General features: G+C 68.3%; 27 protein-coding genes. 25 read left to right on the forward strand and 2 right to left on the reverse strand.

The genetic code is table 11. The features are described from left to right. Positions 1 to 6 precede the first annotated feature (6 nt). The 19 genes from HPS01S_RS12735 to HPS01S_RS12825 all read left to right on the forward strand — a co-directional run bounded on the left by HPS01S_RS12735 (position 7) and on the right by HPS01S_RS12825 (position 19,888). Positions 7 to 1,299 carry a branched-chain amino acid ABC transporter permease gene (locus tag HPS01S_RS12735; protein WP_066156470.1) on the forward strand — a complete coding sequence of 431 codons (1,293 nt, stop codon included), beginning with the start codon at positions 7 to 9 and terminating at the stop codon, positions 1,297 to 1,299. A gap of 41 nt (positions 1,300 to 1,340) precedes the next feature. Continuing rightward, complete coding sequence (locus HPS01S_RS12740; protein ID WP_066156655.1) at positions 1,341 to 2,135, forward strand: ABC transporter ATP-binding protein; 795 nt, start codon at positions 1,341 to 1,343, stop codon at positions 2,133 to 2,135. Positions 2,136 to 2,147: 12 nt separating this feature from the next. Beyond that, positions 2,148 to 2,843, forward strand: a complete 696-nt coding sequence (locus HPS01S_RS12745) for an ABC transporter ATP-binding protein (protein ID WP_066156477.1) — start codon at positions 2,148 to 2,150, stop codon at positions 2,841 to 2,843. 103 nt (positions 2,844 to 2,946) lie between these two features. Then, on the forward strand, positions 2,947 to 5,055 hold the full coding sequence (locus HPS01S_RS12750; protein ID WP_066156480.1) for a 3-hydroxyacyl-CoA dehydrogenase NAD-binding domain-containing protein: 2,109 nt from the start codon (positions 2,947 to 2,949) through the stop codon (positions 5,053 to 5,055). 33 nt (positions 5,056 to 5,088) lie between these two features. Beyond that, positions 5,089 to 6,264 (forward strand): acetyl-CoA C-acyltransferase, encoded by a 1,176-nt coding sequence (locus tag HPS01S_RS12755; RefSeq protein WP_066156483.1) that lies wholly within the window; start codon positions 5,089 to 5,091, stop codon positions 6,262 to 6,264. A gap of 35 nt (positions 6,265 to 6,299) precedes the next feature. After that, positions 6,300 to 7,655 carry an acyclic terpene utilization AtuA family protein gene (locus tag HPS01S_RS12760; protein WP_066156486.1) on the forward strand — a complete coding sequence of 452 codons (1,356 nt, stop codon included), beginning with the start codon at positions 6,300 to 6,302 and terminating at the stop codon, positions 7,653 to 7,655. Next, positions 7,652 to 7,975: an AtuA-related protein gene (locus HPS01S_RS12765; protein WP_066156490.1), complete on the forward strand. Its 324-nt coding sequence runs from the start codon at positions 7,652 to 7,654 to the stop codon at positions 7,973 to 7,975. Before HPS01S_RS12760 ends, HPS01S_RS12765 begins: the two co-directional genes overlap by 4 nt. Positions 7,976 to 8,006: 31 nt before the next feature. Beyond that, entirely contained in the window at positions 8,007 to 8,972 is a 966-nt protein-coding gene (locus HPS01S_RS12770) for a Bug family tripartite tricarboxylate transporter substrate binding protein (RefSeq protein WP_066156493.1), read from the forward strand. 25 nt (positions 8,973 to 8,997) lie between these two features. Beyond that, positions 8,998 to 10,821 (forward strand): acyl-CoA dehydrogenase, encoded by a 1,824-nt coding sequence (locus tag HPS01S_RS12775; RefSeq protein WP_066156495.1) that lies wholly within the window; start codon positions 8,998 to 9,000, stop codon positions 10,819 to 10,821. A 25-nt stretch (positions 10,822 to 10,846) separates the two neighbouring features. Next, positions 10,847 to 11,638 (forward strand): SDR family oxidoreductase, encoded by a 792-nt coding sequence (locus HPS01S_RS12780; RefSeq protein ID WP_066156497.1) that lies wholly within the window; start codon positions 10,847 to 10,849, stop codon positions 11,636 to 11,638. Next, positions 11,639 to 12,064: a PaaI family thioesterase gene (locus HPS01S_RS12785; protein WP_066156499.1), complete on the forward strand. Its 426-nt coding sequence runs from the start codon at positions 11,639 to 11,641 to the stop codon at positions 12,062 to 12,064. It abuts the gene before it with no gap. Then, on the forward strand, positions 12,064 to 12,861 hold the full coding sequence (locus HPS01S_RS12790) for an SDR family NAD(P)-dependent oxidoreductase (protein WP_066156501.1): 798 nt from the start codon (positions 12,064 to 12,066) through the stop codon (positions 12,859 to 12,861). The genes HPS01S_RS12785 and HPS01S_RS12790 overlap by 1 nt, the downstream gene beginning before the upstream one ends. 20 nt (positions 12,862 to 12,881) lie before the next feature. Then, positions 12,882 to 13,898: an NADP-dependent oxidoreductase gene (locus HPS01S_RS12795; protein WP_066156504.1), complete on the forward strand. Its 1,017-nt coding sequence runs from the start codon at positions 12,882 to 12,884 to the stop codon at positions 13,896 to 13,898. A 111-nt stretch (positions 13,899 to 14,009) separates the two neighbouring features. Next, positions 14,010 to 15,662, forward strand: a complete 1,653-nt coding sequence (locus HPS01S_RS12800; RefSeq protein ID WP_066156507.1) for an isovaleryl-CoA dehydrogenase — start codon at positions 14,010 to 14,012, stop codon at positions 15,660 to 15,662. Positions 15,663 to 15,687: 25 nt separating this feature from the next. Beyond that, a complete protein-coding gene (locus HPS01S_RS12805; protein WP_066156510.1) occupies positions 15,688 to 16,623 on the forward strand; it encodes a glutathione S-transferase family protein in 936 nt (311 codons plus the stop codon). Continuing rightward, entirely contained in the window at positions 16,620 to 17,111 is a 492-nt protein-coding gene (locus HPS01S_RS12810) for a GNAT family N-acetyltransferase (protein ID WP_066156513.1), read from the forward strand. The genes HPS01S_RS12805 and HPS01S_RS12810 overlap by 4 nt, the downstream gene beginning before the upstream one ends. A gap of 25 nt (positions 17,112 to 17,136) precedes the next feature. Then, positions 17,137 to 18,042: an SDR family oxidoreductase gene (locus tag HPS01S_RS12815; RefSeq protein WP_066156515.1), complete on the forward strand. Its 906-nt coding sequence runs from the start codon at positions 17,137 to 17,139 to the stop codon at positions 18,040 to 18,042. 8 nt (positions 18,043 to 18,050) lie between these two features. Beyond that, positions 18,051 to 18,602 (forward strand): methylated-DNA--[protein]-cysteine S-methyltransferase, encoded by a 552-nt coding sequence (locus tag HPS01S_RS12820; protein ID WP_066156519.1) that lies wholly within the window; start codon positions 18,051 to 18,053, stop codon positions 18,600 to 18,602. Between the two features lie 74 nt (positions 18,603 to 18,676). Then, on the forward strand, positions 18,677 to 19,888 hold the full coding sequence (locus HPS01S_RS12825; protein ID WP_066156524.1) for a multidrug effflux MFS transporter: 1,212 nt from the start codon (positions 18,677 to 18,679) through the stop codon (positions 19,886 to 19,888). Between the two features lie 10 nt (positions 19,889 to 19,898). On the opposite strand, the gene HPS01S_RS12830 is transcribed toward HPS01S_RS12825, so the two are convergent. Then, positions 19,899 to 20,852 (reverse strand): LysR family transcriptional regulator, encoded by a 954-nt coding sequence (locus HPS01S_RS12830; protein WP_066156526.1) that lies wholly within the window; start codon positions 20,850 to 20,852, stop codon positions 19,899 to 19,901. Between the two features lie 107 nt (positions 20,853 to 20,959). On the opposite strand from HPS01S_RS12830, the gene HPS01S_RS12835 reads away from it, so the two are divergent. Together HPS01S_RS12835 and HPS01S_RS12840 are read left to right on the forward strand one after the other, a co-directional pair. Then, a complete protein-coding gene (locus HPS01S_RS12835; protein WP_066156529.1) occupies positions 20,960 to 21,925 on the forward strand; it encodes a Bug family tripartite tricarboxylate transporter substrate binding protein in 966 nt (321 codons plus the stop codon). Further along, entirely contained in the window at positions 21,925 to 22,776 is an 852-nt protein-coding gene (locus tag HPS01S_RS12840) for an alpha/beta fold hydrolase (RefSeq protein ID WP_066156532.1), read from the forward strand. The genes HPS01S_RS12835 and HPS01S_RS12840 overlap by 1 nt, the downstream gene beginning before the upstream one ends. On the opposite strand, the gene HPS01S_RS12845 is transcribed toward HPS01S_RS12840, so the two are convergent. Further along, the gene (locus tag HPS01S_RS12845) at positions 22,773 to 23,855 is read right to left on the reverse strand and encodes a DUF72 domain-containing protein (protein ID WP_066156535.1); all 1,083 of its coding nucleotides are present in this window, start codon (positions 23,853 to 23,855) and stop codon (positions 22,773 to 22,775) included. The genes HPS01S_RS12840 and HPS01S_RS12845 overlap by 4 nt on opposite strands. Positions 23,856 to 24,349: 494 nt before the next feature. Here HPS01S_RS12845 and HPS01S_RS12850 point away from each other — a divergent pair, with 494 nt between their 5' ends. The 4 genes from HPS01S_RS12850 to HPS01S_RS12865 all read left to right on the forward strand — a co-directional run bounded on the left by HPS01S_RS12850 (position 24,350) and on the right by HPS01S_RS12865 (position 26,879). Beyond that, positions 24,350 to 24,556 carry a Flp family type IVb pilin gene (locus tag HPS01S_RS12850; RefSeq protein WP_066156538.1) on the forward strand — a complete coding sequence of 69 codons (207 nt, stop codon included), beginning with the start codon at positions 24,350 to 24,352 and terminating at the stop codon, positions 24,554 to 24,556. A 113-nt stretch (positions 24,557 to 24,669) separates the two neighbouring features. Continuing rightward, entirely contained in the window at positions 24,670 to 24,852 is a 183-nt protein-coding gene (locus HPS01S_RS12855; RefSeq protein ID WP_066156543.1) for a Flp family type IVb pilin, read from the forward strand. Between the two features lie 44 nt (positions 24,853 to 24,896). After that, positions 24,897 to 25,505: a prepilin peptidase gene (locus HPS01S_RS12860; RefSeq protein WP_066156546.1), complete on the forward strand. Its 609-nt coding sequence runs from the start codon at positions 24,897 to 24,899 to the stop codon at positions 25,503 to 25,505. A 12-nt stretch (positions 25,506 to 25,517) separates the two neighbouring features. Next, positions 25,518 to 26,879: a DUF8689 domain-containing protein gene (locus HPS01S_RS12865; RefSeq protein ID WP_066156549.1), complete on the forward strand. Its 1,362-nt coding sequence runs from the start codon at positions 25,518 to 25,520 to the stop codon at positions 26,877 to 26,879.

The raw sequence follows: 26,879 nt of genomic DNA on the forward strand, positions 1-26,879 counted from the left end.
ACGACCATGAGCAAGACGCACTACGAATTCAAACCCTGGAACGTCGGCCGCTGGATCGTCTGGTCGCTGTTCGCCATCGTGCTGGCTGTGGCACCGCTGCTGTTCACCAGCAACCTGTCGGTCACCATGCTCACGCAGATGGGCATCGCCATCATCGCCTGCCTGTCCTACAACATCCTGCTCGGGCAGGGCGGCATGCTCAGCTTCGGCCATGCGGTCTACACCGGCCTGGGCAGCTATGTCGCGATCCATGCGCTCAACGCGGTGTCGGACGGGCAGTGGCCGATCCCGGTCAGCCTGATACCGGTGGTGGGCGGTTTCGCCGGCCTGTTCTTTGCCGTCCTGTTCGGCTACGTGACGACCAAGAAGGCGGGCACGCCGTTCGCCATGATCACGCTGGGCATGGCCGAACTGGTGTTCGCGATGTCGCTGATGTTTTCCGACTTCTTCGGCGGCGAGGCCGGCGTCTCGGGCAACCGTGTGGTGGGTGAACCCTTCATGGGCATCACGTTCGGCCCGCCGGTGCAGGTGTACTACCTGATCGCGGTCTACACCTTCGTCTGTGTGGCGCTCATGTTCGCCTTCACGCGCACGCCGCTGGGCCGCATCCTGAACGCCGTGCGCGACAACCCGGAGCGGGTCGAGTTCATCGGCTACAACACGCAGAAGGTGCGCTACCTGGCTTTCATGATCGCGGGCTTCTTCGCCGGCATCGCCGGCGGCCTGGGCGCCATCAACTTCGAGATCGTGACGGCCGAGGTGGTGGGTGCGGCGCGCTCCGGCGGCTACCTGCTGTTCACCTTCCTGGGCGGCGCCACCTTCTTCTTCGGCCCCATCATCGGAGGCGTGCTGATGGTGCTGGCCGCGGTGCTGCTGTCGGAGCTGACCAAGGCCTGGCTGCTCTACCTGGGCCTGATCTTCCTGTTCATGGTGATGTACGCGCCGGGCGGCATCGCCAGCCTGATCATGATGAACCTGCGCGTGGCGTCCTTTGGCCGGCTGCGTGAGATCTGGGTGTCCTATGTAGTGCTGGGCGTGGCAGCGGTGCTGGTGCTGCTGGGGGCCGGCTCGATGGTCGAGATGATCTACCACCTGCAGCTGAACGCGGCCCTGGGCGACACGGTGAAGTACCTTGGCGTGGAGCTGGACACGCGCGCCGGCACGACCTGGTTCGGCGCGGTGTTCGTCACGCTGACCTGCCTGGGCGTGTTCGAGATTGCCCGGCGCCAGTTTGCCGCCCAGTGGTCGGCCATCCAGACCGACATCGAAAAAGAGATCAAGCGCCGGGAGACGGAATGAGCACCGCGACCAACACCCCCGTGCGGCCGCACGAGCAGGCCATGAGCCATGTGCATTCGGGTGGCTATGCGCTGGAACTGCGCGATCTGCGCAAGAGTTTCGGCAAGACCGAGATCATTCGCGGCGCCAACCTGGCCGTGCGCGCCGGCGAGCGCGTGGCCATCATCGGCCCCAACGGCGCGGGCAAGTCCACGCTGTTCAACCTGATCTCGGGCCGCTTCGCACCCAGCAGCGGCGAGGTGGTCCTCAACGGCACCCGCATCGACGGCAAGAAGCCCTTCGAGATCAACCGCCTGGGCCTCTCGCGCAGCTTCCAGATCACCAACATCTTCCCCAAGCTCAGCGTGTTCGAGAACCTGCGCTGCAGCGTGCTCTGGAGCCTGGGCTACCGCTACACGCTGTTCCGCTTCCTGGCCGACCTGACCGACGCCAACGACCGGGCCGAAGAGCTGATGAAGATGATCCGGCTGGACAGGAAGCGCGACACCCTGGCGATGAACCTGACCTACGCCGAGCAGCGCGCGCTGGAAATCGGCATCACCATCGCCGGTGGCGCCAACGTGATCCTGCTGGACGAACCCACGGCCGGCATGAGCAAGAGCGAGACCAGCCGCTTCATCGAGCTGATCCGCGAGGTGACGGTGGGCAAGACCCTGCTGACGGTGGAGCACGACATGGGCGTGGTGTTCGGCCTGGCCGACAAGATCGCGGTGGTGGTCTATGGCGAGGTGATTGCCTTCGACACGCCCGAGGCGGTGCGCGCCAACCCCAGGGTGCAGGAGGCCTACCTTGGCTCGGTGCTGGCCGACGAGCAGGCCGCCTCGGCCGGTCACTGAAGGAGGGATGCCATGCTGAAGATCCAGAACCTCCACGCCTACTACGGCAAGAGCCATGTGCTGCACGGCGTGGGCTTTGAAGTGGGGCAGGGCGAGATCGTCGCGCTGCTGGGCCGCAACGGCTCGGGCCGTTCCACCACCGCCAAGGCCATCATGGGCCTGGTCGACTGCGAAGGCACGATCGACTGGAAAGGCCAGGCCATCCGCGGCCACAAGCCCTTCGAGATCGCGCACCGCGGCATCGGCTACGTGCCCGAGAACCGAGACATCTTCCCCAAGCTCACGGTGCACCAGAACCTGCTGCTGGGCCAGAAGGGCAGCGGCAAGGGCTCGCGCTGGAGCTTCGACGACATGTACGCCATGTTCCCGCGCCTGAAGGAGCGGCAGCACACCGAGGCCGGCGTGCTCTCTGGCGGCGAGCAGCAGATGCTGACCCTGTGCCGCACGCTGATGGGCGACCCCGACCTGATCATCATCGACGAGCCCACCGAGGGCCTGGCGCCCAAGATCGTGGAACTGGTGGGCGAGTACCTGCAGAAGCTCAAGGCGCGCGGCATCTCGGTGCTGCTGATCGAACAGAAGCTGACCATCGCGATGGCGATCTCGGACCGGGCGCTGGTGATGGGCCACGGGAGCATCGTGTTCGAGGGCACGCCGGATTCGCTCCGTGCCGATCCCTACACCCGCAAGGAATGGCTTGAGGTCTGACCCGCAAGCGACAAGTGGCGCTTGTCGCGCTGCACAATTTTCCTAAAATCGCACGACCGTTCGTTTTTGAACTGTTTTCCCGTTTCACCCCAGAGGAGACCCCATGACCGCTGAGTACCAGGTCCACGGCGACGTCGCCGTCATCACGCTGAACAACCCGCCGGTCAACGGCCTGGGCCTGTCCACCCGCCAGGCCATCGTCGAAGGGCTGGAGAAGGCCGAGAACGACGCAGCGGTCAAGGCCATCGTGCTGACCGGTGCCGGCAAGGCTTTCTCGGGCGGTGCCGACATCCGCGAGTTTGGCTCGCCCAAGGCGATCCAGGAACCCAACCTGCTCTCCGTCATCCTGCGCGTGGAGAACACCACCAAGCCAGTGGTTGCGGCGGTGCACAGCGTGTGCATGGGCGGCGGCCTGGAACTCGCGCTCGGCGCGCACTACCGCATCGCCGCCCCCGGCTGCAACGTGGCCCTGCCCGAAGTGAAGCTGGGCCTGATCCCCGGCGCGGGTGGCACGCAGCGCCTGCCGCGCGTGCTGGGCGTGGAAGCCGCGCTGAACATGATCGTCAGCGGCGAGCCCGTCAAGAGCGAGATGCTGGCCCAGCTGCCCGGCCAGAAGCTGTTCGACAAGCTGGCCGCTTCGCCCGAGTCGCTGGCCGAGGAAGCACTGGCCTTCGCCCGCGAGATGGCCGCCAAACACTCCGACGGCTCCGCCTTCCCGCTGGTGCGCAACCTGCCCTGCAAGCACAAGGACGGCGACGCCTACTTCCAGTTCGCGCGCAACATGGTCAAGGGCATGGCCAAGAACTTCCCCGCGCCTGCCAAGTGCGTGGACGCCGTCGAAGCCGCGACCAAGAAGAAGTTCAACGACGGCATGGTGTTCGAGCGCGAGATCTTCATCAACCTGATGTGGACGCCCGAGTGCAAGTCGCTGCGCCACCTGTTCACCGCCGAGCGCGCCGCCAGCAAAATCCCCGACGTGCCGGAAGACACGCCCAAGCGCGACATCCAGTCGGTGGCCGTCATTGGCGCCGGCACCATGGGCGGCGGCATTTCCATGAACTTCCTCAACGCCGGCATCCCGGTGAAGATCCTGGAGATGAAGCAGGAAGCGCTGGACCGAGGCATCGCGACCATCCGCAAGAACTACGAAGCCCAGGTCAAGAAGGGCAAGCTCAAGCAGGACAAGTACGAGCAGCGCATGAGCCTGCTGAGCACCACGCTGAGCTACGACGAGATCGGTTCGGCCGACCTGGTGATCGAGGCCGTGTTCGAGGAGATCGGTGTCAAGGAAGCCGTGTTCAAGGAACTCGACCGTGTGATGAAGCCCGGTGCCATCCTGGCCTCCAACACCTCGACGCTGGACGTCAACAAGATCGCCAACTTCACCAAGCGCCCGCAGGACGTGGTGGGCATGCACTTCTTCAGCCCGGCCAACGTGATGAAGCTGCTGGAAGTGGTGCGCGGTGACGCGACCGCCAAGGACGTGCTGGCCACCGTGATGGCCATCTCCAAGAAGATCAAGAAGACCGCCGTGGTGTCCGGCGTCTGCGACGGCTTCATCGGCAACCGCATGATCGAGCAGTACGGGCGCCAGGGTGGCTTCCTGCTGGACGAAGGCTGCACCCCCGAGCAGGTGGACAAGGCGATCGAGAAGTTCGGCTTCGCCATGGGGCCGTTCCGCATGGGCGATCTGGCCGGCAACGACATCGGCTGGGCGATCCGCAAGCGCCGCTACCTGGAAAAGCCGGACATGAAGTACAGCAAGACCGCCGACCTGCTGTGCGAGAAAGGCCGCTTCGGCCAGAAGGTGGGCAAGGGCTGGTACGACTACGTCGAAGGCAAGCGCGACGCCATCCCGAACGCCGAGGTGGTGCAGATGATCGAGGAGCACCGCAAGGCACTGGGCATCACGCCGCGCAAGATCTCCGACGAAGAGATCGTGCAGCGCCTGGTGTTTTCGCTGGTGAACGAGGCTGCGCATATCCTGGAAGAAGGCATTGCCAACAAGGCCAGCGACATCGACGTGGTCTACATCTTCGGCTACGGCTTCCCGGTGCACCGCGGCGGCCCGCTGAACTACGCCAACGAGGTCGGCCTGTTCAACGTGGTGCAGGCCATGAAGCGCTTTGCGAAGAACCCGCTGGACGACGCGAAGTTCTGGACGCCCGCACCCCTGCTCGCCAAGCTGGCTGCAGAGGGCAAGACCTTCTGATGACCGCACGAATCAAGATTTGAGGAACCCATCATGACCAACGCCGTCATCGTTTCCACCGCCCGCACGCCCCTGACCAAGAGCTGGAAGGGCGCCTTCAACATGACCCACGGTGCCACGCTCGGTGGCCACGCGGTGCAGCACGCCGTGCAGCGCGCCGGCATCGACGCCGCCGAAGTCGAAGACGTGATCATGGGCTGCGCCAACCCCGAAGGCGCGACCGGCGCCAACATCGCGCGCCAGATCGCCCTCAAGGCCGGCCTGCCCATCACCGTCTCGGGCATGACCGTCAACCGTTTCTGCTCGTCCGGCCTGCAGACCATCGCCCTGGCCGCCCAGCGCATCATCGCGGGCGAAGGCTCGGTCTATGTGGCCGGTGGCGTGGAAAGCATCTCCTGCGTGCAGCAGGAGATGAACCAGCACATGCTCAAGGACCTGGCGCTGGAAAAACAGAAGCCCGAGATCTACTGGAACATGCTGCAGACCGCCGAACAGGTGGCCAAGCGCTACAACATCGGTCGCGACGCCATGGACGAGTACGGCGCCGCCAGCCAGCAGAAGGCCGCGGCCGCGCTGGAAGCCGGGCTGTTCAAGGCCGAGATCGCCCCCATCACCGTCACCGCCGGCGTCGCCGACAAGGTCATGGGCCTGATGACCAAGCAGGTCACGGTCGAGAACGACGAGGGCATCCGCCCCGGCACCACCTTCGACAGCATCCACGGCCTGCGCTCGGCGCTGCCGGGTGGTCTGGTCTCGGCCGGCAACGCCAGCCAGTTCAGCGACGGCGCGGGCGCCTGCGTGCTGATGGACGAAACCCTGGCCGAGAAGAAAGGGCTGAAGCCGCTGGGCCGCTTCCTGGGCTTTGCCGTCGCCGGTTGCGAGCCCGATGAAATGGGCATCGGCCCGGTGTTCGCCATTCCCAAGGTGCTCTCGCGCCTGGGCCTGAAGATGAGCGACATCGACCTCTGGGAACTCAACGAAGCCTTCGCGGTGCAGGTGATTTACTGCCGCGACAAGCTGGGCATCCCGGCCGACCGCCTGAACGTCAACGGCGGCGCCATCGCCGTGGGCCACCCCTATGGCGTGTCGGGCCAGCGCCTGACCGGCCACGCGCTGATCGAAGGCAAGCGCCGCGGCGCCAAGCGCGTCTGCGTGACCATGTGCATCGGCGGCGGCATGGGCGCGGCCGGCATCTTCGAAGTCCTGTAAACCCGCGCCGCCGGTCCGAGCAGGAGACTCAGCACATGAGGCCCTACCGGATCGGCGCAGGCGCAGGCTACGCCGGGGACCGCATCGACCCGGCTGTCGATCTGGCCCGGCGAGGGCAGCTGGACGCCCTGGTGTTCGAATGCCTGGCCGAGCGCACGATTGCGCTGGCGCAGCTGCGCCGCCGCGCCGACCCGGCGCAGGGCTTCGACCCGCTGCTAGCGGCGCGCCTGCGGGCGGTGCTGCCCGCCTGCCTGCAGCAGGGCACCACCATCATCACCAACATGGGCGCGGCGAACCCGCTGGCTGCGGGGCATGCTGCGCTGGCGGTGGCGCGCGAACTGCAGCTGCCGCGCCTGCGCGTGGCGGTGGTTCTGGGCGACGACGTGCTGGACTGGGTCCAGAAAAACGACGCGCCGCTGCTCGACAATGCGGACACGGTGCGCTCGCTGGACGGACGGCTGATCTCGGCCAATGCCTACCTGGGCGCCGACGCGCTGCTGCCGGCGCTGGCAGCGAAGGCTGACTTGGTCGTCACCGGCCGTGTGGCCGACCCCTCGCTGTTTCTCGCGCCGCTGATGCAGCACTTCGGCTGGGCGGCCGACGACTGGCCGCTGCTCGGCAAAGGCCTGGCCGTTGGCCACCTGCTCGAATGCGCGGCCCAGGTCAGCGGCGGATACCTGGCCGACCCAGGCCGGGTGGATGTGACCGAGCTGCACCGCGTGGGCTTTCCGCTCGCCGAGGTGGAGGCCGACGGCGGCGTGGTGATCACCAAGCTGCCGGGCACCGGTGGCCGGGTGGACCGGCTCAGCTGCACGGCGCAGCTGCTGTACGAGGTGGAAGACCCGGCGGCCTACCTGCAGGCGGATGTGACCGGCGACTTTTCGGGCGTGCGCTTCACCGAACTGGGCGACGACCGCGTGCGCGTGGACGGCGCCAGCGGTCGAGCGAGGCCCGACCAGCTGAAGGTCAGCCTGGGCTACAGCGACGGCTTCATCGGCGAAGGCCAGATCTCCTATGCCGGGCCGGGCGCCCGCGCGCGCGGCGAGCTGGCGCTGGACATCCTGCGCCACCGCCTGGCCGACACGGGGCTGCTGCCTTCGCTCGCCGGGTGCGAACACCGCGCCGAACTGATCGGCGTCAACGCCATGCACGGCGCTGGGCTGGGTGCCGACCGCGAGCCGTATGAAGTGCGGGTGCGGCTGGCGGTGCGCTGCGACACCCGCGCCCAAGCCGAGCGCGTGGGCCAGGAGGTGGAGGCGCTCTACCTCAACGGCCCGGCGGCCGGTGGCGGCGTCACACAGTCGGTGCGCGAGGTGGTGGCGGTGGCTTCCACGCTGATCCCGCGCGAGGCGGTGCAGACCCGGGTGGAGGTGCTGGAGTGGGCCGCATGAGCAACGCACCTCGCCGCATCCTGAGGGACATCGCCCTGGCCCGCTCCGGCGACAAGGGCAACCGCGCCACGCTCAGCGTGATCGCGCTGGACCCGGCAGACTTTCCGTTGCTCGAACGCCTGCTGACGGCGGAACGCGTGCAGGCGTTTTTCGCGGGCGTGGTGGGCGGCGAGGTGCAGCGCTTCGTGCTGCCACAGCTGCACGCCGTGCACTTCGTGATGCATGATGCCCTCGCCGGGGGCGTCACACGGTCGCTGGCGCTGGACGCCCACGGCAAGACCCTGAGCGCGGCGGTCCTGGACCTGCCGCTGGACGACTGAGTTCCGATTCACACCACAAGGAGACAAGACGATGCGAACCCTGACCCGAGTCATCGCCGCCGCCGCGGCCACGCTGGCCTGCACCGCGGCCCTCGCGCAGACCTACCCGGACAAACCCATCAAGGCCGTGGTGCCGTTTGCCGCCGGCAGCGCCACCGACCAGATCGGCCGCGCCTTCGCGCAGAAGATGCAGGAGGCCCTGGGCCAGCCCATCGTGATCGATAACAAGCCCGGCGTGAACGGCATGCTCGGCGCCGACGCGGTGGCCAAGGCCGCGCCCGACGGCTACACCATCCTCATCGGCACCAACAGCACCAACGCGGCGCTCAAGAGCCTGATGAAGCAGTTGCCCTACGACCAGGACAAGGCCTTCGCGCCCGTGGCCTACATGGGCTCGGTGCCGCTGATCATCGCGGTGAACCCGGACGTGCCGGCGAAGACGCTCAAGGAACTGGTCGACCTGGCCAAGGCCAAGCCCAAGAGCATCAACTTCGCCAGCGCCAGCACCTCGCAGCTGGTCTCCACCGAGATGCTCGCCGGCATGGCGGGCATCGAGCTGACCAACGTGCCCTACAAGAGCGGCCCTGCCGCGATGACCGACCTGATCGGCGGCGTGGTGCAGATGTTCAGCGCCGACTTCGCGGTGATGCTGCCGCAGGTCAAGGCCGGCAAGGTGCGTGGCCTGGCCGTCACCTCCACCAGGCGCTCGCCGGCCGTGCCCGAGCTGCCCACGGTCAACGAAGCCCTGGGCCTCAAGGACTACGAGCTGATCGCCTACTTCGCCATGTATGTGCCCGCCGGCACGCCCGCCGACGTGATCGCCAAGCTCAACAAGGCGGCCAACGCCGCGGCCAACAGCAAGGAGGTGCAGGAGAAATTCGCCGGCATCGGTTTTGCGGTGGAGCCGGGCACGCCCGAGGACCTGGCCAAGCGCGGTGTGAACGAAACCGCCAAGTGGGCCAAGGCCATCAAGGACGCCAAGATCGAACCGCAATAAGCCAACCCTACCGTTCTCGCCGACCATGAGCCTGCGCCCCACCATCGACTTTCTGCTCAACGACTGGCTGTCGGTCGAGCGCCTGAACCAGCGCGAGCGCTTTGCCGACCACAGCCGCGAGACCTTCGACGCCGTGCTCGACACCTGCGAGCGCATCGCGCGCGAGAAGTACGCGCCCTTCAACCGCCTGGTCGACACGCAGGAGCCGCACTTCGACGGCGAAAAGGTGATCCTGCCGCAGGCCACGCACGATGCGCAGAAGGCCTACGCCGAGAGCGGCATGCTCAGCGCGGCGCAGGACTACGACATCGGCGGCATGCAGCTGCCCTACACGGTGGAAGCCGCGGCCAACGCCTTCTTCGCGATGGCCTCGGTCTCGATCGGCAGTGGCCTGCTCACCGTGGGCAATGCCAACCTGCTGATGGCGCACGGCAGCGAAGCGCAGAAGCGGGTGTTTGCGCTCAACGAGTTCTCGGGCCGCTGGTCGGGCACCATGTGCCTGTCCGAACCGCAGGCCGGTTCGTCGCTGAGCGATGTGGCGACGCGCGCGGTGCCCGATGGGGCCGGTTTTGAGAGCGATCCGCTCGGCCCGCGCTACCGTCTCAAGGGCAACAAGATGTGGATCTCGGCCGGTGAACACGAGCTGACCGAGAACATCATCCACCTGGTGCTGGCCAAGATCCCCGACGAGCACGGCAAGCTGGTGCCTGGCACCCGCGGCATCTCGCTGTTCATCGTGCCCAAGAAGCTGGTGGACGCCGACGGCAACCTGACCGGCGAGCGCAACGACGTGGCGCTGGCCGGGCTCAACCACAAGTGCGGTTGGCGCGGCACCACCAACACGCTGCTGAACTTCGGCGAAGGCAGGTACCTGGTGCGGGGTGAATCCGGCGCTGTGGGCTACCTCGTCGGCCAGCCCGGCAAGGGCCTGCAGTGCATGTTCCACATGATGAACGAGGCCCGCATCGGTGTGGGCATGGCGGCCACCATGCTGGGCATGGCGGGCTACCACGCGAGCCTGGACTATGCGAAGAACCGGCCGCAAGGGCGGCCCATGGGCGCGGGCGGAAAGGATGCGGCTGCGCCCCAGGTCCGTATCATCGAACACGCCGACGTCAAGCGCATGCTGCTGGCGCAGAAGAGCTACGCCGAAGGCGCGCTCGCGCTGGAACTCTATTGCGCCCGTCTGGTGGACGAACAGCACACCGGCGCGCCCGAGGCGGCCGATGATGCGCGACTGCTGCTGGAGGTGCTGACGCCGATCGCCAAGAGCTGGCCCAGCGAGTGGTGCCTGGAGGCGAACTCGCTGGCCATCCAGGTGCACGGCGGCTACGGCTACACGCGCGACTTTCCGGTGGAACAGTACTGGCGCGACAACCGGCTGAACATGATCCATGAGGGCACGCACGGCATCCAGGGCATGGACCTGCTGGGCCGCAAGGTGCTGATGGAAAACGGCAAGGGGCTGGCGCTGCTGGCCGGGCGGATCAACGCCACCATCGAACGCGCGATCCAGGTGCCCGAACTGGCTGCGCACGCCAACGCGCTGGGCCAGGCCCTGCAGGATGTTGGCGCCACCACCAAGGCCGCCTGGGCCACCGCCAACCCGACCGAGGCCCTGGCCAACGCCGTGCCCTATCTGCAAGCCTTCGGCCACACGGTGCTGGCCTGGATCTGGCTCGACGTGGCCCTGGCCGCGCACGCCGCCGACGACAGCTCGGCGCGCACCGGCCGCCTGGCCGCCGCACGCTTTTTCTTCCACTACGAACTGCCCAAGATCGGCGCCTGGCTGCAGGTGGTGCGCACGCGCGACCTGATCTGCGCCGAGCTGGCCGAAGACGCTTTCTGAACCTTCCCATTCCAAGGAGACTTTGATGACCCGCAACATCCAGCAACTGTTCGACCTCAAGGGCCAGACGGCGCTCATCACCGGCGGCTCGCGCGGCCTGGGCCTGCAGATGGCCCACGCCCTGGGCGAGGCCGGCGCGCGCGTGGTGATCAGCTCGCGCAAGGCGACCGACCTCGAAGAGGCCACGGCCGAACTGCAGGCCGCCGGCATCGACGCGCGCTGGATCGCCGCCGACTGCCAGCACGAGGAAGACATCCGCCGCCTGACCAGCGAAACCCTGCAGCGCGTGGGCGACGTGGACATCCTGGTCAACAACGCCGGCGCGGCCTGGGGCGCACCGGCCGAAGACCACCCGCTGGAAGCCTGGGACAAGGTGATGAACCTCAACGTGCGCAGCTACTTCCTGCTGAGCCAGCTGATCGCCAAGGGCAGCATGATCCCGCGCAAGAAGGGCAGCATCATCAACACCGCGTCCATCGCCGGCCTGGGTGGCAACCCGCGCGGCATGAACACCATCGCCTACAACACCTCCAAGGGCGCGGTCATCAACTTCACCCGCGCGCTGGCCGCCGAGTGGGGTCCGCACGGCATCCGCGTCAACGCCATCTGCCCGGGCTTCTTCCCCAGCAAGATGACGCAGGGCACGCTCAAGGCCATGGGCGAGGAGCAGCTGGCCGCGCACGCGCCGCTGGGCCGCCTGGGCGACGACGAAGACCTCAAGGGCCTGACCGTGCTGTATGCCTCCGACGCTGGCAAGCACATCACCGGCCAGTGGCTCGCCGTCGACGGCGGCGTCTCGGTCATCACGGGAGGCTGAGTGAAGTTCTCGGTCCACATCCCCTTCGTCGAACTGCTCGGCTTCGAACTGCAGAAGTTCGAGGGCGGCGAGGCCACGATCTGCTTCGACCCCAGGCCCGAACACCAGAACTCGTTCAACGTGGTGCACGGCGGCGCCAGCATGACGCTGCTGGACGTGGTGATGGCGCACGCGGCGCGTTCGGTGGAGCCGGCCATGGGCTGCGTGACGGTGGAGATGAAGACCAGCTTCATGCGCCCCGCCAAGGGCGCGCTCACGGCGCACGGCACGCTGCTGCACCGCACCCCGACCATGGCCTTCACCGAGGGGCGCATCGTGGACGCAGCGGGCAAGCTCTGCGCCCACGCCACCGGCACCTTCAAGTTCGTGCCGCGCCTGCCGGTGGGCAAGTCCACCCACGAACTGAACCCCCTCAAGACCGACTGATGAGCAATTCCGCCACACCCGTCGCCTTCGTCACCGGTGCCGCCCGCGGCATCGGCCTGGCCATCGCGCGCTGGTTCTTCCACCAGGGTTACCGCGTCGCGGTGATCGACAACGACGCGCCGACGCTGACGGCAACGGAAGCCACCCTGCGTACCGAACTCGGCGCCCGCGCCAGCGACCTGCTGGTGATCCACGGCGACGTGTCCGACCCGGCGCAGGTGGCGGCCGCGGTGCAGCGCATCGAACAGACCTTCGGCCGGCTCGACGCCCTGGTGAACAACGCGGGCGTCGCCACCTTCAAGCCGATTGGCGAGACCAGCTTCGACGAATGGCGCTGGGTGATGGCGACCAACCTCGACGGCCCCTTCCTCTGCGTGCAGGCCTGTGCGCCGCTGATGCTGAAGAACGGTGGTGGCGCGGTGGTCAACATCGCGTCCATCTCGGGCCTGCGCGCCAGCACGCTGCGCGTGGCCTACGGCACCTCCAAGGCCGCGCTGATCCACCTCACGCGCCAGCAGGCGGTGGAGTACGGCAACGCCGGCATCCGCGTCAACGCCATCGCGCCCGGCCCGGTGGAAACCGAGATGGCGAAGAAGGTGCACACGCCCGCCATCCGCGCGGACTACCACGACACCATCCCCCTGGCCCGTTACGGCTCGCTCGAAGAGATCGCCAACGCGGTCGGCTTCCTGTGCAGCCCGCAGGCCAGCTACGTCAACGGCCAGGTGCTGGCGGTCGACGGCGGCTTCGACGCCGCCGGCGTCGGCCTGCCCACACTGCGCCGCCCCGCCCCCTGAACATTCCAAGGAGACTTCCCATGGCCACCAACCGCCAGATCCTGCTCGACAACCGCCCCGAGGGCGAAGCCACCGTGAACAACTTCAAGCTGGTCACCACCGAAACCCCGCCGCTCAAGGACGGGCAGGTGCTGGTGCGCCACCATTTCCTGAGCCTGGACCCCTACATGCGCGGGCGCATGAACGACAGCAAGAGCTACGCCGCCTCGCAGCCGCTGGGCGAAGTGATGATCGGCGGCACGGTCGGCGAGGTGGTCGAGTCGCGCCATCCGAAGTTCCTCACCGGCGACCGCGTGGTCGGCATGGGCGGCTGGCAGGAGTACAGCGTGGTCGACGCGCTGCAGCCCGGCGCGCTGCGCAAGGTCGACACCACGCATGTGCCGCTGTCCTACTACCTCGGCGCGGTCGGCATGCCGGGCGTGACGGCCTGGTACGGCCTGGTGAAGATCATCAACCCCAAGGCCGGCGAGACCATGGTCATCAGCGCCGCCACCGGCGCGGTGGGCAGCGCCTTCGGTGCGCTGGCCAAGGCGCGCGGCTGCCGCGTGGTCGGCATCGCGGGCGGGCCCGACAAGTGCGCCTACGCCGTGAACGAACTGGGCTTCGACGCCTGCATCGACTACAAGCTGCACAAGGACATGTACAGCCTGGCCAAAGCGCTCAAGCAGGAGTGCCCGAATGGCATCGACGGCTACTTCGAGAACGTGGGCGGCATGGTGCTGGACGCGGTGCTGCTGCGCATGAACGCCTTCGGCCGCATCGCCGTCTGCGGAATGATCGCTGGCTACGACGGCCAGCCGCTGCCCCTGGCCAACCCGGCGCTGATCCTGATCAACCGCCTGAAGGTCGAAGGCTTCATCGTCAGCGAGCACATGGAGGTCTGGCCCGAGGCGCTGACCGAACTGGGCACGCTGGTGGCGCAGGGCAAGCTGCGCCCGCGCGAGACGATCGCCCAAGGCCTGGAGAACGCGCCCGAGGCGTTCATGGGCCTGCTCAAGGGCAAGAACTTCGGCAAGCAACTCGTGAAACTTGTGTAACCCCCCGCGCCGCCTGCGGCGTCACCCCCCAGGGGGCGCCACTGGCGGCCCGGCAAAGCCGGTTCCGCGGTGGCCTCGACCGAAGTCATCGCTCTTGTTGGAGGTGTCTTCATGAACACGACCCACGAAGTCTTCAACCAGCCCGAGCCGCTGGTCGACGTCAACCTGTTCGACGGCAACCGGCCGATGCAGGACGCGCTGAAGTTCAACGCGCCTGCGCTGGTCACCACCCACCTGAGCGCCCTGGGCCAGCAGGTGGGCAGCGCCGAGATGCAGCAGCACGCGCGGCTGGCCAATGTGTTCACGCCGCAGCTCAAGAGCCACAGCCGCTTCGGCCACCGCATCGACCAGGTGGAGTTCCACCCAAGCTACCACGCGCTGATGACGGCGGCCACGGCCTCGGGCCTGCACGGTACGCCGTTCTCCGACGCCGAACAGGCCTCGGGCACCGCGCATGTGAACCGGGCGGCAGCCTTCATGCTCTTCACCGAGCTGGAGCCGTCCATCCTCTGCCCGATCTCCATGACCTACGCGGTCACGCCCGCGCTCAAGGACAACCCGGCCATCTACGCCGACTGGGCGCCGCAGCTCACCAGCCGCGCCTACGACCCGGCGCTCAGGCTGTGGAAGGACAAGCCCGGCGTGACCATGGGCATGGGCATGACCGAGAAGCAGGGCGGCTCGGACGTGCGCGCCAACACCACGCAGGCGGTGCCCGACGGGTCGGATGCCTGGGGCCCGCGCTTCACCGTGACCGGCCACAAGTGGTTCTTCTCGGCGCCCATGTGCGACGCCTTCCTGATCCTCGCGCAGACGCCCAGCGGCCTGAGTTGCCTGTTCCTGCCGCGCGTGCTGCCGGACGGCTCGCTCAACCAGCTGTTCATCCAGCGCCTGAAGGACAAGCTGGGCAACAAGGCCAACGCGAGTGCCGAGGTGGAGTTCGCGGGCGCCACCGCCTGGCTGGTGGGTGAGGAGGGCAGGGGTGTGCCGCAGATCCTGGCCATGGGCACGATGACGCGTCTCGATTGCGCCCTGGGCACCAGCGCGCTCATGCGCCATGCGCTGTCGCTCGCACTCAACCACACGAGCCAGCGCAGCGCCTTCGGCAAGAAGTTGATCGAGCAGCCGCTGATGCAGAACGTGCTGGCCGACCTGGCGCTCGAATCCGAAGCCGCGACCGCGCTGGCCCTGCGCCTGGCGCGCAGCTTCGACCGCGCTGCGACGGACGAACACGAGCGCGTGATGCAGCGCCTGCTGACCCCGGTCGCCAAGTTCTGGATCTGCAAGCGCGGCAGCCACTTCGCGCAGGAAGCCATGGAATGCCTGGGCGGCAACGGCTATGTGGAAGAGGGCGGCGAGGGCATCATGGCCCGCATCTACCGCGAGATGCCGGTGAACTCGATCTGGGAAGGCGCCGGCAACATCATGGCGCTGGATCTGCTGCGCGCCCTGCGCAAGGCCGACGCAGCTGCCGCACTGGCGCACGAACTCGCCCCCGCCAAAGGCATGCACCCCGCACTCGACCAGCTCGCCGCCAGCCTGCCCACGCGCGTGGAGCTGATGGCCACCGAGATCGAAGCCCGCCGGCTCGCACAGGACGTGGCCCTGGCCGTGCAGGCCGCGCTGCTCGCACAGACCGCGCCGCCCGCGGTGTTCGCCGCCTTCTGCGACTCGCGCCTGGACGGGCACTGGGGCCACAGCTTCGGCTCGCTGGGCGCCGGCACGGACTTCGCCACCATCATCGCCCGCGCGCAGCCGCGCTGAAACCCCATCACCGACGGAGCCCCGCATGACCACGCCCATCCTCCACCACTACCCGATGTCGCCCTTCGCCGAGAAGGCGCGGCTCATGCTCGGCTTCAAGGGCCTGGCCTGGCAGAGCGTGTACATCCCCAGCGTCATGCCCAAGCCCGACGTGGTGGCGCTGACCGGCGGCTACCGCCGCACGCCGCTGCTGCAGATCGGCGCCGACATCTGGTGCGACACGTCGCTGATCGCCACGGTGCTGGAGCATCTGAAGCCCGAGCCCGCGCTGTTTCCCGAACACCTCAAGGGCATTGCCCGCATCGTGGCTCAGTGGGCCGACACGGACCTGTTCTGGCCAGCCATGGGCTACACGCTCAGTCCCAAGGGCGCGGCCGCCATGTTCGCCAAGCAGCCGCCCGAAGCGGCCCAGGCCTTTGCGGCCGACCGCGGTGCGATGAGCGCGGGCATGACCCGCCTGCGCCCGGGCGACGCCACCAGCGCCTACCGCAGCCACCTGCGGCGCCTGGCGAACATGCTGCACGAGCAACCCTACCTGCTGGGTGAGAAGCCGTGCATCGCCGACTTTGCGGCCTACCACCCGCTGTGGTTCACGCGCGTGGTCAACCCAGCCATGGCCGGCATCCTGGACGCCACGCCCGGCGTGCTGGCCTGGATGGACCGCATGGCCGCCATCGGCCACGGCCAGCCGGCCAAGCTCACGTCCACCGAGGCGATTGCCATCGCCGCCGCGGCCGAGCCCGCGCCGCTGCCCCAGGAGGCCTTCCAGGACGACCACGGCATCGCCCTGGGCAGCCGCGTGACGGTGGCGGCGCAGAGCTTCGGCACCGAGACCACCGAAGGCACGCTGGTCGCCGCCACGCGCACCCACTACACGCTCGCGCGCACCGACGACCGGGCCGGCCGCCTGCACGTACATTTCCCACGCATCGGATATGTACTGAAGGAAGTGAAAGCTTGACCGGAACCACCCTTTATCCCCGCACCCCGGACCTCCAGTGGCGCTGCCTGCCGTTCCACGCGTTGAGCGCCGACACCCTCTACCGCCTGCTGCGCCTGCGCAGCGAGGTGTTTGTGGTGGAACAGGCCTGCGTGTTCCTGGACATGGACGGGCTGGACGCGCAGTGCCTGCACGTTCTAGGCGAGGTGGTGGATGCAGACGGCACAGCCCGCCTGCACGCCAGCACCCGCCTGGTTCCCCCGGGTGTGGCCTTTGCGGAGGCCAGCATCGGCCGCGTGGTCACCGCGCCGGCCGCGCGCGGTGGCGGCATCGGCCACGCGCTGATGGCCGAATCGGTGCGCCTGCTGGAACAGCTCTGGGGCCCGCAGCCCATCCGCATCGGCGCGCAGGCGCACCTGGAAGCTTTCTACAACCGCCACGGTTTCGTGTCGGACGACAAGCCCTACATCGAGGACGGCATCCCGCACATCGAGATGGTCCGTCGCTGAACCACACCACACAGGAGACCAACACGTGATTTCAGACTTCCAAGGCAAGACCGCCGTGCTCACCGGCGCCGGCTCCGGCTTCGGCCTCGAATGCGCCCGCATCGGCGCCAAGCTGGGCATGAACCTGGTATTGGTGGACGTGCAGCCCGACGCGCTCGACAAGGCCCAGGCCGAACTCGAAGCCGCCGGGGCACAGGTGCTGGCGCGCAAGGTCGACGTGTCCAGCGCCGAGCAGATGGAGGCCCTGGCCCAGGCCGTGCAGCAACGCTTTGGCGCGCCGCACTTCGTCTTCAACAACGCGGGCGTGGGTTCGGGCGGCCTGGTCTGGGAGAACTCCGTCAAGGACTGGGAATGGGTGTTGGGCGTCAACGTCTGGGGCGTGATCCACGGCGTGCGCCTGTTCACCCCCATGATGCTGGCCGCCGCCAAGGCCGACCCGGCGTACCGCGGCCACATCGTCAACACCGCCAGCATGGCCGGCCTGCTGACGCCGCCCAACATGGGCATCTACAACGTCAGCAAACACGCGGTGGTCAGCCTGAGCGAAACGCTGTACCAGGACCTGAAGCTGGTGACGGACCAGGTGGGCGCCAGCGTGCTCTGCCCGTACTTCGTGCCCACCGGCATCAGCCAGAGCCACCGCAACAAGCCCGCCGGCCTGGCCGACGAGAAGCCCACGCAGAGCCAGCTGATCGGCCAGGCCATGAGCGACAAGGCGGTCAGCTCCGGCAAGATCACCGCCGCCCAGGTGGCCGAGATGGTGTTCCACGCCATGCGGCACGACCAGTTCTACATCTACAGCCACCCCAAGGCGCTGGGCAACGCGCAGAGCCGCTTCGACGCCATAGTGGCAGGCACCAACCCGCCCGACCCGTTTGCCGAACGGCCCGAAATCGGCGAAGGGCTGCGCCAGGCGCTGCGCGCCGGCTGACACAGGCCATGGACAGCGCCACCGGCCACACGCTGTTCGACACCGCCATTGGCGTGTGCGGCATGGCCTGGGGACCGGCGGGCATCACGGCAGTGCAGCTGCCCGAGCCCACGCCCGAGGGCACGCGCCGACGCCTGCTGCGCAGCCTGCCGGAAGCGGTGCCCGAGGCCGAGCCGCCGCCCCCGGTCCAGTCGGCCATCACCGAACTCAAGGCCGCGCTGCGCGGCGAGCGACCGGCCGACCTGCGCCACCTGCCGCTGGACATGTCGCGCCTCACGCCCTTTCTGCAGCGCGTGTACGAACGCACCCGCGCCATCCCGCCTGGCCAGGTGATCACCTATGGCGAATTCGCCGCCGAGATGGGCGACAAAAACCTCGCCCGCGCCATCGGCCAGGCCATGGGCGCCAACCCGTTTGCGCCCGTCGTCCCCTGCCACCGCGTGCTGGCGGCGGGCGGCCAGCCTGGGGGCTTCTCGGCCAGCGGTGGCGCCATCACCAAATGGCGCCTGCTGGAGATTGAGGGCTACCAGCCCGGCGGTCAGCCCTCGCTGTTCGACTGACGCCCGGCGGCCGGGGCACAAGGTTGTTCCGGTGGCGCCAGGCGGCACTTTTGTTGCACTGCGACAATTCGCCGATGCTTTCGCGTTATCTCAAGATGGCCCTGGTGCTGGGCCTGCTCTCTGCCATCGGCCCCTTCGCCATCGACATGTACCTGCCCGCGCTGCCCGACATCGGGCGCAGCCTGGGCGCCGAGGTGGGGGCGGTGCAGCTCACCCTCACTGCGTTCTTCCTCTCCATCGGCCTGGGCCAGCTGCTCTACGGCCCGGTGTCCGACATGGTGGGCCGCAAGCCGCCGCTCTACGCCGGTCTGGCCCTGTTCACGCTGGCCAGCATCGGTTGTGCGCTGGCCACCGACATCCACACCCTGGTGGCACTGCGCTTCCTGCAGGGCCTGGGCGCTGCCGCCGGCATGGCCATTCCGCGCGCCATCGTGCGCGACCTGCACACCGGCGCCGAGGCCGCGCGCCTGATGTCGCTGCTCATGCTGGTGTTCAGCGTCTCGCCCATCCTGGCCCCGCTGGCGGGCAGCGGCGTCATCGCACTGACCGGCTGGCGCGGCGTGTTCTGGGTGGTGGCGCTGGCGGCGGTGGCCGGCATGCTGCTGGTGCGCGGCGCGCTGGCGGAAACGCGCAGCGAGGCCGACCGCGTGGACAGCAGCCTGGGCAGCGCGCTGCGCGGCTACGGCGTGCTGCTGCGCGACCGGCACTTCCTGGGCCTGGTGTTCATCGGCGCCTTCGCCATGGCGGGCTTCTTCGTCTACCTGGCCGGCTCGCCCTTTGTGCTCATCAACCACTACGGCCTGAGCCCCACGCAGTACAGCCTGGCGTTCGGCCTCAACGCCGCGGCCTTCATCGGCTCCGCGCAATTCACCGGCCCCCTGGGGCGGCGCTTCGGGCTGGTGCCGCTGGCCAAGTGGGCCGTCACCGCCTGCGGGCTGGTGATGGCGTCGCTGCTGGCGTACTACCTCGTCGGCGGCGACCAGCTGCTGGTGCTGGTGTCGCTTTACTTCGTGGCCAGCGCCTTCATGGGCATGGTGATTCCCACGGTGTCGGTGCTGGCGCTGGACGCGCACGGCGCGATTGCGGGCACCGCGTCCGCCCTCATGGGCACGCTGCAGATGCTCTGTGGCGCGGCGGCCATGGGCGTCGTGGGCCTGTTCGCCAACGGCCGGCCGCTGCCCATGGTGGCGGGCATGGCCTGCGGCGCGCTGACCGCGCTGGCGCTGACCTGGATCACCCTGCGCCACCGCCCACACGCCACCCCTGTGCAGCGCGTGAGGGGGTGAGAGGCATGCTTCAGGCGCGGTGTGCGCCTGGCCGCGCCTGCGCCTGAAGAAATGCCAGGAGCACCTCCAGCGCGGGCCCGCGCCCGTTGGCCGCGGCCAGCACGCCGATGTCGTCGAAAGGCATGCGCTGGGACCGGTTGATCTGGACCAACTGCCCGTGCTGCAGAAATCGCTGCATCACGCTCAGGGGCACCAGACTCAGCAGCGGCTCCTGGCTCAGCAGGGTCCACAGCATGGTGGGTGAGGCGCAGACGATGTTGTAGTGCTTCACGGGCGCAGACGCAGCGAAGAAGTTGTCGAACACCTCGCGTGCGGCGATGGATGTCGGCGGCACCAGCCACGTGCAGTCCAGCAGGGCGGCCATGCCGACGCGGCGTTTGCGCGCCAGCGGGTGGGACGCCCCGGCAACGATGCCGAACTGGTCGGGCCACAGCGGTGTGAAGGCCGTGCCCGCCGGCAGCACCGCCGGACGGCGGCAGATGGTGCAGTCCACCTCGCGGTTGGCCAGCAGGCCGGCGTGCCGCTGGGCATCGGTTTCCAGCAGCTCGATCTGCATCTTCGGGTGCAGGCGCGCGAACGCCGGCAGGGCCTCGCCCAGATGGCTGCCGATGGCCGCGGAAATGGCTGCGATGCGCACCACACCGACCGCGCCCTGGGCGATCTCGGCCGCCCGGGTGGCGGTTTCGTCCACCAGGCCCAGCATGCGCCGCGCCAGCGGCAGCAACAGCTCGCCCGCAGTGGTGAGCGCCATGCCTTGCGAATGGCGCAGGAACAGGCTGCACCCCAGCAGCTGTTCCAGGTCGGCCAGGCATTGCGTGGCCGAAGGCTGCGTCACGCCCACGGCATCCGCCGCCCGTTTGACGGACTGCAGTTCCGCCACCTTCACAAACACATGCAGGTGGCGTAGCCGGGCCCGGCCGAGCAGGCGGTTGCGCAGGGATGAGGCCGAGACGGGTGGGCTCATGGTTGGCGCATCATATAAGCCATGCCTATTGATGGGTGAAAGATTCGATTGGACGGCTATGGCGCCTGTGCGGACACTGAGCGCACAGATTCACAACGGAGACAGCCATGACCCTTCGCCGCAGAACCGCCGCCGTTGCGCTCGCCGCGCTCGCTTTTGCTTCGCTGTCCAGCGCCCAGACCTACCCCGACAGACCGATCACGCTGGTGGTGCCCTACCCGGCCGGAGCGGCCGTTGACCGGGTGGGCCGCGCCCTGGGCGCCGAGCTCCAGCGGCGGCTGGGGCAGCCAGTGGTGATCGACAACGTCGCCGGCGCCTCCGGCACCATCGGTGCCAAGAAGGTGCAGCGGGCCGCGCCGGACGGCTACACGCTGCTGGTGGGCACTGTCAACGACATGCTGGTGGCGCCCGCGGTGCTCAAGGCGGGCTACACCACCATGGATTTCACGCCCGTGACGCGGCTGTCGCAGAACACCACGGTATTGGTGGCCCACCCCGGTTTTGGCGCCAACACCGCCGACGAACTGGTGGCGCTGGCCAGGCGCCGCACCGAGCCCCTGCTGGCGGGCGCCACCGGCGTGGCGATGATGCAGACCATCGGCGGCACCCTGCTGGCGCAGGCTGGCGGCTTTCGCATCGACCATGTGCCCTACAAGGGCGGGGCGCCGCTGCTCACCGATCTCATCAGCGGACAGGTGCCGCTGGGCACGATAGCGCTGACCTCTGCGCTGCCCATGATCCGAGAGGGCCGCATCAAGGCCATCGGCATCATTTCCAGCCACCGCGACCCCACCGCACCCAACATCCCCACGGTCAACGAGGGCCGCAGCGTCAAAGGGGTCGAGGCCGACCTCTGGACCGGCCTGTTGGGCCCGGCGGGCATGCCCGAACCCGTGGTGGCGCGGCTCAACGCGGTGCTCAGGGACATCATGTCCGACGCCGCTTACCGCGACACCGAGTTCAAGGCGGGCAGCGTTGTGGTGGAGCCCAACGACGGCAAGGCGTTCGGGCAGTTCCTGCAGCGCGAGGAAACGCGCCTGAAGCCCTCGCTGGCCGAGGTGAAGGCCAACTGATGCAGAGCACGCTTCTGGGTCAGCCGCTGCAACGGACCACGGTGTCGGGAAACACCGAGATTCACTTTACGCGTGGCGGGCAGGGCGCACCGCTGGTGTTCGTTCACGGGGGCATGGGTGACTGGTCCTCGTGGGCACCCCAGTGGGATGCCTTCACACCGCACTTCCGCTGCACCACCTACAGCCGCCGCTACAGCAGCCCTAACCGCAACCCGCTAGTGGGCGCGGACCATTCGGTGCTGGCCGAAGCGCAGGACCTGGTGCAACTGCTTGGCCAATGGTGCGACCGGCCTGCGGTGCTGGTAGGCACGTCCTATGGTGCCTACACCGCGCTCCAGGCCGCGCTGGTGGCTCCCCAGCGGGTGCGGGCGCTGGCCATCACCGAGCCCCCGGTGCTGCCGTTTGCCGACGAGGTGCCCGGTGGTCAGGCGGCGCGGTTGCAGTTCCAGCGCGAGGTGCTGGACCCGGCCACCGAAGCGTTCCGACGGGGCGACCCGGACCAAGCCGTGAGCATGCTCACCGACGGCATCAACGGGCTCGGCCAGGGCGAGGCCGGCACGCCCGAAGGCCGCGCACGCCGACTGCGCAACGCGCTGGCCATGCAGGCGCTGTGTCTGTCGGCCGATCCCTATCCGGCGCTGGACCGCGACGCCCTCCAGGCGCTGCGCTTGCCCATCCTGCTGACGCACGGCGACCGCACCCAGGCCATCCACCAGGCGACCACCCGGGCCTTGTCGCGCCATCTGCCGCTGGCGCGCGTGGTGAGGGTGACCGACAGCGGCCACGGGGTGCATCGCGACAACCCCCAGGCGTTCAACACGCTGGTGCTCGATTTCCTGCGAACCGTCTAGCCGGCCACAGGGGCCGTTGCCAATCCCTCCGCCAGCGCCCGCGCCGACAGCGGCGCACAACCCTCGGCCTTGTTGCTGATCGTCACATAGGCGTTCTGCCCCGCGCCCGTCACGCCGCGCACCGTGCGCACGATCAGCGCGCGCGTCTCGGCGTCCACGTCGTGGATGCGGTCGTAAGGCTCGTAGGAGCGCTGCGCGTCCTCGTAGCCGTAGGCGCCGTGCAGCGGGTTCAGGTTCCAGCGGCAGACCATCGGCCCCGGCCAGAGCGCACGCAGCAGGGGCAACTGCTCGGCCAGACGCGGCATCTTGGCGTGCAGGCCCAGGCAGTAGGTGGCGCCGGTCTCCTTGAGCACGGCCGCCAGCTGCGGCGCGATGGCCGGCGAGAGCCACTCCGGGTCGCGCACCTCCACCGCCACCACGCCGTCGGGCGTGGCGCCGCGCACATCCGGCAGCGCCCGCAGCAGGGCGCGCAGCCGCTCCAGCAACAGTGGCAGGCGCTGCAACTGCGAAAACGGCAGCGGGCTGAGCTGGAACACCAGCGCGCCAACCTTGTCGCCCAGCCCCGCCAGAGCGGGGGTGATGAACTCCTGCGTCGCCAGCACCGGGTCCAGAAACGCCGTGTTGGGCTGGCGCCCCTGGCCCTGTTCGCCGCGCACCAGCGCGTCCGTCACCAGCGCCGGCGCCTTCACCACGAAGCGGAAATCGTCCGGCACCTGGCCCGCGTAGCGCGCGTACTGCCCCTCGGTCAGCGGGCGGTAGAACGACCGGTCAATGCCCACGCAGCGCAGCAGCGGGTGCTGCGCGTAGGCGGTCAGGCCGTTCTTCGCCAGCAGCGCCTCGCTGGTCGGCCCTTCGTCCCACACGATGCCGGCCCAGCCCGGGTAGCTCCAGGTCGAGGCGCCCAGGCGGATGCGCGGGTTCAGGCGGGCGGCGAGGGTGCGGGTGGACTCGTCCATCGCCACCGGTTGCACGTCGCTGCTGCGCCGCCGGACCGTGGCAGGCAGGAGTGCTTCATCCCGCGGGATGGTGGTCTGAGGGAGTGGGGGCGCCGGTGGGGTGCCGAAGAGGTCGTCCTGCATGCCGCAAGAGAGGTGTCCAAGGAGTGGGCGGGTGCGGATGTTAGCCCGCCCAGGCCCATGTCTGACCGTGTCCGGGTGGGTTTGGCGGGTGTTACGTTTTCGGCGCCGAATTCAGGATTTTGTTGTTTTTCAGAAACATTACTGAACGGTGTTCAAAAAATCCGCCCGCCATTCGACAGCTCATTGCGAGCGAATATCGTTACATATTTGAACGATGAACGGTTAATTATGGATGACAAGCGGTCGTTTCGTGAAAAAAATCACCCAAAGTAGTTAGTTATTGATGGGTGGATCGCTAATTTGTAACAACTGATACCCGTAGGGGTTGCCAAAGCCTGGCGCCGGGCGTTGAATGTATCCATGAGTTACAGAAAGTGTGTTTTGTGACTTCTTAGGTTGCACAAGAGGCACGTTTCCGGAGCTCATGCAGTCATCGGTCGCTCACTTGGGAGTGGCTGGTGGTTTCAACCCTTGACCTTTGCTTGGAGCTGGAAATGAAGAAATTCTTGAACGCGACCCGCCGCTTCCTGCGCGACGAAGAAGGCGTGACCGCCATCGAATACGGCCTGATCGCGGCGCTGATCGCCGTGGTGATCATCGTCGGGGCGGGCCTGGTGGGGACCAACCTCAACACCCTCTTCACCGACATCTCCGGCTGTCTGCAGTCGCCGCCGGCCGGCGCCATCTGCGGTGGCGGTTGACCGGTGAGGCGTGCGGCTGGCCGAGAGCTCCACAAGGCGATCGGTCGGCCCACGCGCCGCAGGCCACAACAGAGTTCCACCGATCCGATCCAGCAAACGCACAGGGCCACGCCATGACCAGCCGAAGCTGCGGTCTTCGCCACCGCCAGAGGGGTGTCAGTTCCATCGAGTACGGCCTGCTGGCCGTGCTGATTGCCCTGATCGCCATCGTCGGCATCGGCGCTCTGGGCAGTGCCAACGGAGCGGGGTGGGACGCCTGGGTGGCCGAGGTCATTGAGGTGATTGCAGGTCCCTGAGCGGCGGTTTGCAGCGGTCCATCAACCGGAACCAGGAGTCGAAAATGAACTTCGACACGGCAGCAGGGCAATGGCAGGCGGCGGCGCTGGGTCTGCTGGGCTTGTGTCTGGCGCTGGCTGCGCTCTCCGATGCACGGCAGCGCCGAATCCCGAACGCGCTGGTGCTGATGACCCTGACGGCCGGTCTGCTGCTGAACGCATTCGGTCCACAACCCTTCCTGCGCAACCCAGGCCTGTTCTCTCCCTACCCCGGCGCCCTCGGGATCGGCGCCAGTCTGCTGGGGGCGCTGGTGGCCCTGCTGCTGTTCCTTCCCTTTTATGCGCTGCGCGTCCTGGGTGCCGGTGACGTGAAGCTGCTGGCGGCGGTGGGCGCCTTCGCCGGCCCGGCCGAGAGCCTGAACCTGGCCCTGTGCGTGCTGCTGGCCGGCGGTGTGCTGGCCCTGGGGCGCATGGCCGCGGCGCGCAACGCCCGCCTGGTGATGCAGAACACGCTGGCCTCGCTGGGGCAGATGCTGCCGGGTTCGGCCGGCTCCTTCGACGCCAGCACCCAGACCGCCTGGCGCATGCCCTACGCCGTGGCCATCGCGGCCGGCGTGGCGGGCTACGCCGCCTGGACCCTGTCGGGCCGGGCACCCTTCATTGCGTTCGGATGAGGAGGTCCTGCCATGACCGAACTCAATCTGCCCACGCCCTCGATGCTGCTGCGGCCGCTGCCCGCCGATCCCTATGGCGACGGCCCCGATGTGGCCGGCCTGCCGGCCAGCTTCCAGATTGATCTGGCGCTGCGCCACCTCTCGCGCAAGGGCGAGCTCAAGCTGTATGCCCTGGCACAGGCCATGGGCCTGGGCGTGCCGGTGCTCGACCCGCTGCTGGCGCAGATGCGCGCGCTGGCCCTGGTGGAGGTGCCGCGGCGCGGCACGCTGGAGGGCGACATCAGCTACGCGCTGACCGACCTGGGCCAGCGCCGCGCGCGGATGGCCTTCGACCGCTGCCAGTACGTCGGACCAGCGCCGGTGCCTCTGGCCGAATATGTGGCCCAGGTGCGCGAGCAGAACAGCCAGCTCATGCCCGTGCGCGAGCTGCGGCTGCGCGCGGTGCTGGCCGGCATGGTGCTGCCGCCCGCGCTGCTGCCCAGTCTGGGCAGCGCGATGAATTCGGGCAAGGCCATCTACCTGTACGGCGCCAGCGGCACCGGCAAGACCTTCCTGGCCGAGCACCTGGTGCGCACGCTGGAAGGCCAGATCTGGGTGCCGCACGCGCTCTATGTGGATGGCGAAGTGGTGCAGGTGTTCGACCCGATCGTGCACCGCGAAGCCCGGGGCCAGGCCTCCATCAGCCCTTGCCATGGCCCCAACCTGCAGCGCGATCTCTCCAGCGACGGCCGCTGGGTGCGCTGCGAGCGGCCCGTGGTGATCGCCGGCGGCGAACTCAGCCTGGACATGCTGGACCTGGCCCACGACCCGCACACCCGGGTGCACACGGCGCCGCCCCAGCTCAAGGCCAACAACGGCATCTTCGTGGTGGACGACCTGGGCCGGCAGCGCGTGAGCCCGGCCGAGCTGATGAACCGCTGGATCGTGCCGCTGGACCGCCACACGGACCACCTCACCCTGAACACCGGCACCAAGTTCTCGGTGCCCTTCGATGTGCGGGTGATCTTCTCCAGCAACCTGTCGCCCGACCACCTGGTGGACCCCGCGTTCTCGCGCCGCCTGGGCTACAAGATCCAGATCGAGCCGCTGGACGCCCGCGGCTACCGCGAGGTGGTGGCCCAGGCCTGTGCCCGCACCGGCGTGCCCGAGGACGCCGAGGGCGTGGCCCATCTGGTCGACAGCCTGCACCCCCGCCACGGGCAGCCCTACCTGCCGTGCATCCCCTTCGACGTGGTCAGCAAGATCGCCGACCTGGCCCGCTACCGCCAGCACCCGCCGCGCCTGACGCCCGACGCCCTGGACTGGGCCTGGCACAACTACTTCGGTCTGCCGGCGCTGGACGCCCCGCATGACCGGCCGCTTTCAGGAGAGTGA

It is taken from the genome of Hydrogenophaga pseudoflava NBRC 102511 (assembly GCF_001592285.1).
GTDB lineage: Bacteria > Pseudomonadota > Gammaproteobacteria > Burkholderiales > Burkholderiaceae_C > Hydrogenophaga > Hydrogenophaga pseudoflava.